The following is a 10,124-nucleotide window of genomic DNA, read 5'->3' on the forward strand; positions in this document are numbered from 1 at the left end:
TGATCAGCGAACCTGATCTACACGCAGGCGTATGGGCTGCTGGGTTTTGGCATTCAGGTCGACGCTGTTGCGCTCAGTGCTGATAAATAGCAACCGGCCGTTTTCTTCGATCCGTGCACTCACCGCGTAGGTATGGCCCGGCTTGATCTGTGCCGGGTCATAGGTCAGGTGAAAGGGCAGGGGAACCTGGCCTTTGACCGGGCCGCTCTGTTTGGCCAGGGTTACCGCCGGTGCGTCGGCCAGCGAGACATCCTGCAAGCTCACTTCCAGAGTGGCGGTAGGCGGCAAGGCGATACGCTGCAGGTAAAACACTTCGCCGTCGAGGGACGCTTGCGGGGTAGAGGTCATCGAGCTACAGGCTCCGAGCAAGGCTGTGAGGCTGAGTAACAGAACTTTTTTCATGGTGTGCTCCTATCAAGATGTTTTTTCGAGCGAAAGCGGCGGCTGTTCTTGCGTATCTTCGCTGCGATGCAGGGCCACCTGGCGAATCGACAGGCGAATTTCGGCCGGCAACACACGCTTGGCTGCGCCTTCGGCCAGTTCACCGAGCAGCTTGTGATAGCTCAGCTTGCCGTTGGCATCACGGCGCAGCACGTCTTCTTCAAGCAATGTCTGGATAAAGTGGCGGAACAGGCTTTTGTCGAAGAACTCGGGGGCATTGAGCCCGTGCAGGATCGACAGCCGCTGGGCCATCACGGTGCACAGGTCTTCCAGCTCTTCGGCGCTCAAGGTGTTCTGGCCGCTGTTGAGCAGCAGTGAAGTGGCCATGTAGAAGCGCTGCAGGGTTTGCGCAATGCTCCTGGACAGCAGCGTCAGCAAGACGAAGTGCCGCGAGCTTGGCGCCGGGCGCAGGTAGACGTCTTTCTCGAAGCGCAACAAACCTTGTTCCACAAAGGATTCGAGCCATTGGTCCACCACGGCATCGAGTTCTTCCAGCGTCCAGCGGATAAACAGTTCCGATTGCAGGTACGGGTAGAGCGCATGGGTGTAGCGCAGGATCTGCTCGCGGCTCATGCGCGAGGTGCTCTGGAAGAAGCAGGCGAGCAACGACGGCAATGCAAAAATGTGCAGAACGTTGTTGCGGTAATAGGTCATCAGTACCGCGTTCTGTTCATCCAGGTACAGGATTTTGCCCAGTGCATCGCTTTGCTCGGAGAGCAGACTCATGTCTTTGACATGGTTGATCAGTGCGCGGCCGTCGCCTTCGGGCAAGGTGGTGTGCGGCGAGTAAGGCACGCGGCGCAGCAGGGCCAGATACAGGTCCAGCACCCGTGCCATCGCCTGTTCGTCCAGGGCCAGCCTGGTGGTTGACAGCAAGGCCAGCGCCACCAGATTCACCGGGTTGATGGCCGCAGCTTCATTGAGGTGCTGGGCAACTTTCTCACCCAGACGATTGGTGGTCGCGCTCAACCATTCAGGACGGTACAGCGGTGCAAGCTCCTGCTTGCGCCAGCCCGGCTGCTCCTGTTCAAGGAACTCGGCCAGTTTGATCGGTTCGCCAAAGTTGACTGCGACCTGACCGAACTTTTGTTTTTTAAGGGCGCCCAGCACTTTGAAAATATCGAAGATCGACTCTTTTTTCTTGCTGGCACCGCGCAGCTCGCCCAGATAGGTGCGGCCTTCGAGTACACGCTCGTAACCGATGTACACCGGCACAAACACGATTGGCATGCGCGACGAACGCAAGAAGCTGCGCACGGTGATGGCCAGCATCCCGGTCTTGGGTTGCAGCATGCGCCCGGTGCGCGAACGGCCGCCCTCGACGAAGTACTCCACCGGGAACCCCTTGGTGAACAGGGTGTGCATGTATTCGTTGAACACGGAGGTGTACAGCGGGTTGCCCTTGAAGGTGCGGCGCATGAAAAAGGCACCGCCACGGCGCAGCAAGCGGCCCATCACCGGCATGTTCAGGTTGATCCCGGCGGCGATGTGCGGCGGGGTCAGGCCGTTGCGAAACAGCAGATAGGACAGCAGGAGGTAGTCGATGTGGCTGCGGTGGCACGGCACATAGACGATTTCGTGGCCTTGGGCGATCTTCTGCACACCCTCGATGTGGTTGACCTTCACCCCGTCGTAAATCTTGTTCCAGAACCAGCTCAGGATTACTTCAAAAAAACGGATCGCGGTGTAGGTGTAGTCCGAGGCGATTTCATTGGCGTAGCGCAATGCCTGGGCACGGGCCTTGTCCGCAGAGATATTCTCGCGTTCGGCCTCGTCGAGGATCGCCTGGCGTACGGAGGGTTCGTTGACCAGCCCTTTGACCAGGTTGCGCCGGTGCGAGAGGTCGGGGCCGATGGTTGCGGTTTTCAGGTTGCGAAAGTGCACGCGCAAAATACGTTGCGCCATGCGCACGGTGCGTTCGTGACCCTTGTTGAGGTCGATCAGTTCGCGCAAATGGATCGGTGCCGAGAACTGCACCCGGGTTTTGCGGCCCAGAATCAGGATGCGCAGCATGCGGCGCAGGCGCCCGGTCACTGCCCAACTGTCGGCAAACAGCAGTTTCCAGGGGCTGGATTCGCTGTCGGGGGACTGGCCCCAGAACACGCTGACCGGGATGATCTGCGCATCCTCGGCCGGGTTCAGGGTCAAGCCGTCCACCAGACGGGTCAGGGCAGGGGGGGCGCCACGCTTGTCCTGACGGCCCAGCCAGTCGGGCTCGGGGGTCAGGTAGAAGAAGGCGGCAGGCTCGATCATGGTACCTACTGCCACCGGCAGTACCGGGCGGGGCAGGCCGGCCTTGGAGCATTCGGTATCAACCACGGCCAGTTCGGTCAGCGAGGGTGATTGCAAAACGTAGAACACTGGCCGGCTGCGATCCAGGTTCAGGGTCAGGGAAGACTGGTTAATGGTCTCAGAGCGCACCCACAGGTACAGCAAGCGACGCAGGGCGCCAAAGACAAGGCGGCGGAATGGGGAGGGGGTCATACGGCTTCTGCGTTAGTGGATTAAACGAGCGTTTACTCGGCCGGGTAGTGTGCCGTATCTCCGGAAAATCGGCAAAAAAGCGGCGAACTAATATTGATTGAGTGTTTTTTTGCCTGACTTATACTCGGAGCTCTTTCGCTGTGCTGCGTAAGACCAAGAATCAAAAAGTCTAGTTCAAGCGAAAGTTCTCAAGGGGCCAATTTTGAGCCCGATCAATAATAAAAAGGGGGATAGATTTTATGACAACGCGCGTAACAGGCAGTGTGAAGTGGTTCAACGACGCCAAGGGCTACGGTTTTATTCAGTGTGAAAACGGGGCTGACGTATTTGTGCATTACCGCGCCATTCGCGGTGAAGGCCATCGCAGCCTGGCTGAAGGCCAGCAGGTCGAATACACCCAGGTCACAGGTGACAAGGGGTTGCAGGCTGAAGATGTAGTGGGGTTGTAACGCTGTCACCCTGTGAGAGCTGGCTTGCCCGCGATTGCATCACCGCATGTGCACAATAGACACCGCGTTGGTCGCATCGCAGGCAAGCCAGCTCCCACCAGGGATCTATGGCCGATCCGAATCAGGAACCGGTTTTCCAGGTGATTTCTTCCTGGCCGTCTTCGCTGATACGAATCCAGCGATCGGCGTCTGCTTCACCCTGTTCTTCTACCCAGCTGCCCGGTGCACAGCGTACTTCGACGTTCAGCGCCTTAAAGGCCGCGTGGGCGCAGGTGATGTCGTCTTCCCACGGCGTCTTGTCGCTGTCCAGGTACAGGCTGTTCCATTTGCCGACGGCTTTTGGCATCCAGGTAACGGGTACGTCGCCAGCGGTGCACTTCCAGGTTTCGCCTTTCTTTTTCCACTCGGTGCACGGGCCCAGCACTTCAGCCAGCCAGGCTTCGACGTCTTTGTAAGTGACGGCTTCTTTCAGGTAAATCTCGATATCGGGTTGGCGCATGGATGTCCTCACTGCGGGTCTGAAAAATCCACTCGCGGATTAATCGGGTCAAGGGCCTGTGCCCTTGACCGTAAAGTTGGTTATTGAAGTACGAAGTAATCGTAGCGCATCGAAACTGTCACCACTAAAGGCTCCGGGTGTTCGATGACCCGGGTCCGACGCTCGGCACTGGCGCGCCAGCCGTGGGGGGTCATGGCCAGCAAGTTGGCGCGATCCTGAGGTTCACTCAAGCTGAGGGTGAATTCCAGTGTTTCGCTGTGTTGCAACTGCATGCCTTCAGGCACCAGCGCCAAATGCTTGTCGTCAGCGTAGTCGCGTACTTCGTCGTACAGCCGCTCGCGTAATTCCATCAAGTGCCCGCGAGTCGGGCCTACACGCATCAGGCCGCCTCCCGGGGTGAGCAGGCGCTTGGCTTCGAGCCAGTCCAGCGGGCTGAACACGCTGGCCAGAAACTGGCAACTGGCATCGGCCAATGGCACGCGGGCCATGCTGGCGATCAGCCAGGTCAGGTGCGGGTTGCGTTTGCAGGCGCGCTTGACCGCTTCGCGGGAGATATCCAGCGCGTAGCCATCGGCGTTGGGCAAGGCCTCGGCGATTTGCGCGGTGTAGTAACCCTCGCCACAACCGATGTCGAGCCAGCGCTGTGGCGCACGCTCGGCAGCCAGTTCGGCCAGGCGTTTGGCCACCGGGGCGTAGTGGCCGGCGTTGAGAAAGTCGCGGCGGGCTTCAACCATGGCCTGGTTATCACCCGGGTCGCGGCTGTTTTTGTGTTGCACCGGCAGCAGGTTCAAGTAGCCCTGGCGGGCACGGTCAAAGCGATGGCCGGCCGGGCAAACCACGCCATTGTCGACCGCGCTGAGCGGCTCGGAGCAGATCGGGCAGGCAAGCATCAGGCGAGCAACTTGATCAGGGTGTGGTAGTAGATCTCGGTCAGTACATCAAGATCGCTGGCCAGAACCCGCTCGTTGACCTGGTGAATGGTCGCGTTGACCGGGCCCAGTTCGACCACTTGCGTGCCCAGGGTCGCGATAAAGCGGCCATCGGAGGTACCACCGCTGGTGGAAGCCTTGGTTTCGCGGCCGGTCACCTGCTTGATGCTCGACGACACTGCGTCCAGCAGGGCGCCCGGCTCGGTCAGGAACGGCAGGCCGGACAGCGCCCAGTCGATGTGCCAGTCCAGGCCATGCTTGTCCAGGATGTCAGCCACGCGCTTTTGCAGGCCTTCCACGGTGGACTCGGTCGAGAAACGGAAGTTGAACACGGCTACCAGATCGCCCGGGATCACGTTGGTCGCGCCAGTGCCGGAGTTGAGGTTGGAAATCTGGAAGCTGGTCGGCGGGAAGAACGAGTTGCCGTTGTCCCAATGCTCGGCGGCCAGTTCGGCCAGCGCAGGTGCTGCCAGATGGATCGGGTTTTTCGCCAGGTGCGGGTAGGCCACGTGGCCCTGGATGCCGCGAACGGTGAGTTTGGCGCCCAGGGAACCGCGACGGCCATTTTTGACCACGTCGCCCACCAGGGTGGTGCTCGACGGCTCGCCCACGATGCACCAGTCCAGACGCTCGTTTCGGGCTTTGAAACGCTCGACCACAGCCTTGGTGCCGTGGTGCGCCGGGCCTTCTTCGTCGCTGGTGATCAGGAACGCAACTGAACCCTTGTGGTCCGGGTAGTCGGCGACAAAACGCTCGGCGGCCACCAGCATTGCCGCCAGGCTGCCTTTCATGTCGGCAGCGCCACGGCCGCAGAGCATGCCGTGTTCATCAATCAGTGCGTCAAACGGGTCGTTTTGCCAGGCCTGGACCGGGCCGGTCGGTACCACGTCGGTGTGGCCGGCAAAGCACAGCACCGGGCCTTCGTGTTTGCCGTGGGTGGCCCAGAAGTTGTCGACGTCTTCAATGCGCATTGGCTCCAGCTTGAAGCCGGCATCGCCCAGGCGCTGCATCATCAACTTCTGGCAGTCGGCGTCGATCGGCGTCACGGAAGGGCGGCGGATCAGATCGCAGGCAAGTTGCAGGGTCGGCGAAAGGTCGGCGTGGGCCGTCATGGTGTGAACTCCGAGTCTGGGCGTGTGCGGGGCGGGCGAGAAAGGGCGGACATCTTAAAGCAAAACGGCGGCCAGAGGCCGCCGTTTAGAGGTTGCAGTCAATTTATGCAGCAGGTTGTTCTTCAGTGGCTTCGACCGGTTTGGGCAGCGAAGACAGGAAGGCCATGATCAGTGCCGCCAGATACGGCAGCGATTGCACCAGCAGCATGACTACCCAGAAACGCATGTCGTTGCTCGGCAGACCTTGTACCAGGAATATCCCCAGCGCCGCGCCCCAGAGCAACAGCATGATGAACACTTCTTCGCGGGCTTCCGAGATGGCGACCCAAAAGCCGTGGTTGTCGGCGTTTTTAGGCGTACGGAAGAACGGAATGCTGGTGGTGAAGAAACCGTACAGCACCGCTTTGGCGATGGTGTGCGACAACGCCAGCCCGGCCAGTGCCGCCGCAAACGCATCCTTGAGGTTAACCCCCACCGCACGGCGGTACAGGAAGATGATCTTGCCAACCTTGAACACAAACAGTGCCAATGGCGGGATGGCGAAAATCAGCAACGGCGGATCGACCCGCGTCGGCACAATAATCATCGCCGCCGACCACAACAGGGCGCCCACGGTGAAGAAGATGTTCATGCCATCGGCCACCCACGGCAACCAGCCCGCGAGGAAGTGATAGCGCTGGCCGCGGGTCAGTTCCGTGTCTTTACCGCGCAACAGGCTTGAGGTGTGACGCTTGATGATCTGAATCGCACCGTAGGCCCAGCGGAATCGCTGTTTCTTGAAGTCGATAAAGGTATCGGGCATCAGGCCCTTGCCGTAGCTGTTGTGGGAATACGCTGCGGAGTAACCTTTTTCGAACACCCGCAGGCCCAGTTCGGCGTCTTCACAGATGCACCAGTCGGCCCAGCCAAGCTCTTCGAGCACGGAGCGCCGGGTCATGGTCATGGTGCCATGCTGAATGATCGCGTCGCGGTCGTTGCGGGTGACCATGCCGATATGGAAGAAGCCCTTGTACTCCGAGTAGCAGAGTTTTTTGAAGGTGCTTTCGTTCTGGTCGCGGTAGTCCTGTGGCGATTGCACGATGGCGATTTTCGGGTCGGCAAAGTGCGGCACCATGTGCTTGAGCCAGTTGCGATCCACGCAGTAATCGGAGTCGATCACGGCAATCACTTCGGCATCCGGCGCGGTGTGCGGGATCAGGTAGTTCAGCGCGCCACCCTTGAAACCGGCCAGGGGGGCGACGTGGAAGAACTTGAAGCGCGGGCCGAGGGTGGCGCAGTAGTCGCGCACGGGCTCCCAGACCGCCGGGTCCTTGGTGTTGTTGTCGATGATCAACACTTCGAAATCGGGGTAGTCGAGATTGGCGAGGGCGTCGAGGGTCTGTTTGACCATCTCCGGCGGCTCGTTGTAGCACGGCACATGGATCGAGACTTTCGGGCGATAGGCATCGTCGGCCTCGACCGGTAAAAATTCCCTTCGCCGCTTGCGCGTCCATACCGCCTCGGCCAGTTCATGGGCCTCGGTGAGCAGGACGATAAAGACCCCGAGCGCGCCCAGTCCCAGCAGGAACCCCACCGTCAAACTGAACCAGGTGCTGTATTGCTGGCTGTAGTCGTAACCGATCCATACCAGCACCGAACCGCAGAGGAATGCGGTGAAGGTCAGGAAGGTGCGGCCACGCTGGCGCAAGGCCGAGCCGTCGATCAGCAGCAGTGCCAGCGACAGCAGGCCCATCACCACCGAGCCAATTGCCAGCACGCGCCACTGTGGAATCGCTACCACCGGGCCTTCGAAGTTGAATTTTTGCTGACGGGCAGCGTTGTACACGCCCCAGTACGCGCCTACCGAACCTTCATCGCTGGCCTTCCACGGCTGGTCGAAGGCTTCGATCACAAAGTAGTTGTAGCCACGGCGGTTCAGGGTGTTGACCAGCGTACGCAGGTAGATGGCCTGGTCAGCCGGGGTGGCATCGGCGCCGCCGCGCATGCGGCCATTGCTCGGCCAGCCAACCTCCGAGAGCAGCAGCGGTTTTTTCGGGAACATTTTTTTCAGGTCACGGGCACGGTCCAGGACGAACTCGCCGGCCTTGTCCACCGGGATAAATTCCCAGTACGGCAAGATGTGCGCGGCGATCAGGTCAACGTGCTTGGCCAGTTCCGGGTATTTCTCCCAGATATGCCATTGCTCGGACGTGGTGACCGGCACCTTGACTGCAGCCCGGACCCGATCCAGCAGCACGATCAAGTCTTCAGGGGTGATTTCTTCGCGGAACAGGGCTTCGTTACCCACCACAACCCGCACTACGCTGCGCGAGTTATTGGCCAGTTCTATGGCTTTCTGGATTTCGCGCTCGTTGCGCTCCAGGTCCGGACTGATCCAGATCCCGATGGTGACCCGCAGACCGAACTCTTCCGCCAGCTTGGGGATATCGCCCAGGGTGCCGTCGACCGAGTAGGTCCGGATGTTGTCGGTCAGCTTGCTGAGGATCTCCAGATCGCGACGCATTTCATCGTCGGTCGGGTATTGGTCTTTCTGCGGGTACTGGCCTTGCTGGAACGGCGAGTACGAAAAGCCGGAGATTTGCTCTGGCCAGTTGGGCGCAGAGACCGGGCGATTAATCAGCGCCCAGAAGCCGGTGAAGAGCGCGGCGATGGCCAGCACCACCACCAGGTTGAGTCCAAATTTACGCGATGACATAGCTATTTCGGGTTCCAAAGGGAGTGGAACGAAGATCGGTCGGCAGGTGCCAAGCGGCGCGCATCCTACACCGAGCTTTGGCAGGTCGTACAGAGCTCAGACGGGGGGCTAACGTTTGGCAATCGCCGCCAATTTAAGTTCTTCTTTATTTGTTGTAGCTCTTATCTCGTTACTCAGTCTGCTATTAAAGCAGGCTTGGTCGCATAGGCTGTAGGAAAGATACTCAATGCAATATAAGCCCCCTATAATGCGCGCCGGTTTTTGGGGTGTTGGTCATGAGTACAGAAGATCCACGTTTTGCCGGTGTAGCCCGGTTATATGGGCTGGAAGGCCTAGAACGACTGAAGGCGGCGCATGTGGCGATCGTCGGTGTTGGCGGTGTCGGGTCGTGGGCGGCAGAGGCGATTGCGCGCTGCGGCGTTGGCGAAATTTCGCTGTTTGACCTGGATGACGTTTGCGTCAGTAACAGCAACCGCCAGTTGCACGCCTTGAGCACGACCATTGGTCGGGACAAGGTCGAAGTGATGGCCGAGCGCCTGCGCCAGATCAATCCGGATTGTGTCGTTCACGAAGTGGCGGATTTCGTGACGCGCGAAACCATGGCCGAGTACATCACCCCCAATATTGATTGCGTGATCGACTGCATCGACAGCGTCAATGCCAAGGCGGCGCTGATTGCCTGGTGCAAGCGGCGCAAGATCCAGATCATCACCACCGGAGGCGCGGGCGGGCAGATTGACCCGACGCTGATCCAGGTGTGTGACCTGAACCGCACATTCAACGACCCGCTGGCCTCGAAGGTGCGTTCGACCTTGCGCCGCGATTATGGTTTTTCGCGCACCATGACCCGGCATTACAGCGTGCCGTGTGTGTTTTCCACCGAGCAGCTGCGCTACCCCAAACCGGATGGCAGCATTTGCCTGCAGAAGAGTTTTGTCGGCGATGGCGTCAAGCTCGACTGCGCCGGCGGCTTTGGTGCGGTGATGATGGTGACGGCGACCTTCGGCATGGTTGCGGCCACCAAGGCGGTGGACAAGATCGTGGCAGGGGTGAGGCGGCCTTCGGAGCGGGTGAAGCCTGCCCCACAGGAATAAGGCTCGCCTCGGACCTGACCTGTGGGAGCGGGCTTGCTCGCGATAGTGTCGGCGCGGTTTTTCAGATGAACCGAATCGCCCGCATCGCGAGCAAACCCGCTCCCACAGAGGGCGGCAATGGCTAGCCTGCCAGTTCCCGCATGGTTGCGGCCACCAAGGCGGTGGACAAGATCGTGGCAGGGGTGAGGCGGCCTTCGGAGCGGGTGAAGCCTGCACCACAGGAATAAGGCTCGCCTCGGACCTGACCTGTGGGAGCGGGCTTGCTCGCGATAGTGTCGGCGCGGTTTTTCAGATGAACCGAATCGCCCGCATCGCGAGCAAGCCCGCTCCCACAGAGGGCGGCAATGGCTAGCCTGCCAGTTCCCGCATGGTTGCGGCCACCAAGGCGGTGGACAAGATCGTGGCAGGGGTGAGGCGGCCT

Annotated in this window: 8 protein-coding genes and 1 pseudogene; 3 read left to right on the top strand and 6 right to left on the bottom strand. The window is 60.1% G+C overall.

Annotation, left to right across the window (positions count from 1 at the left end):
- Positions 1-3: 3 nt before the first annotated feature.
- Both ACZRMS_RS25235 and plsB read right to left on the bottom strand, forming a co-directional pair.
- Positions 4-402 carry a YbaY family lipoprotein gene (locus ACZRMS_RS25235; RefSeq protein WP_463997532.1) on the bottom strand — a complete coding sequence of 133 codons (399 nt, stop codon included), beginning with the start codon at positions 400-402 and terminating at the stop codon, positions 4-6.
- Positions 403-414: 12 nt separating this feature from the next.
- On the bottom strand, positions 415-2,925 hold the full coding sequence (gene plsB, locus ACZRMS_RS25240) for a glycerol-3-phosphate 1-O-acyltransferase PlsB (protein WP_463997533.1): 2,511 nt from the start codon (positions 2,923-2,925) through the stop codon (positions 415-417).
- A 239-nt stretch (positions 2,926-3,164) separates the two neighbouring features.
- On the opposite strand from plsB, the gene ACZRMS_RS25245 reads away from it, so the two are divergent.
- On the top strand, positions 3,165-3,374 hold the full coding sequence (locus tag ACZRMS_RS25245; protein WP_019822157.1) for a cold-shock protein: 210 nt from the start codon (positions 3,165-3,167) through the stop codon (positions 3,372-3,374).
- A 121-nt stretch (positions 3,375-3,495) separates the two neighbouring features.
- Here ACZRMS_RS25245 and ACZRMS_RS25250 read toward each other — a convergent pair whose 3' ends face one another.
- The 4 genes from ACZRMS_RS25250 to ACZRMS_RS25265 form a co-directional block, all read right to left on the bottom strand.
- The gene (locus ACZRMS_RS25250; protein ID WP_463997534.1) at positions 3,496-3,873 is read right to left on the bottom strand and encodes a hypothetical protein; all 378 of its coding nucleotides are present in this window, start codon (positions 3,871-3,873) and stop codon (positions 3,496-3,498) included.
- Between the two features lie 80 nt (positions 3,874-3,953).
- Positions 3,954-4,763, bottom strand: a complete 810-nt coding sequence (locus ACZRMS_RS25255) for a putative RNA methyltransferase (protein ID WP_463997535.1) — start codon at positions 4,761-4,763, stop codon at positions 3,954-3,956.
- Positions 4,763-5,914, bottom strand: coding sequence for a succinyl-diaminopimelate desuccinylase (dapE, locus tag ACZRMS_RS25260; protein ID WP_463997536.1), 1,152 nt, complete (start codon positions 5,912-5,914; stop codon positions 4,763-4,765). The genes ACZRMS_RS25255 and dapE overlap by 1 nt, the downstream gene beginning before the upstream one ends.
- A 103-nt stretch (positions 5,915-6,017) precedes the next feature.
- Positions 6,018-8,609 (bottom strand): glycosyltransferase, encoded by a 2,592-nt coding sequence (locus ACZRMS_RS25265; protein ID WP_463997537.1) that lies wholly within the window; start codon positions 8,607-8,609, stop codon positions 6,018-6,020.
- A gap of 275 nt (positions 8,610-8,884) precedes the next feature.
- Between ACZRMS_RS25265 and tcdA the strand changes: the two genes are divergently transcribed.
- Both tcdA and ACZRMS_RS25275 read left to right on the top strand, forming a co-directional pair.
- The gene (gene tcdA / locus ACZRMS_RS25270) at positions 8,885-9,703 is read left to right on the top strand and encodes a tRNA cyclic N6-threonylcarbamoyladenosine(37) synthase TcdA (RefSeq protein WP_463997538.1); all 819 of its coding nucleotides are present in this window, start codon (positions 8,885-8,887) and stop codon (positions 9,701-9,703) included.
- Positions 9,704-9,831: 128 nt separating this feature from the next.
- Positions 9,832-9,930: pseudogene (locus ACZRMS_RS25275) on the top strand (tRNA threonylcarbamoyladenosine dehydratase); the annotation flags it as partial.
- Between the last annotated feature and the right edge of the window lie 194 nt (positions 9,931-10,124).

The organism is Pseudomonas sp. B424, assembly GCF_055408345.1.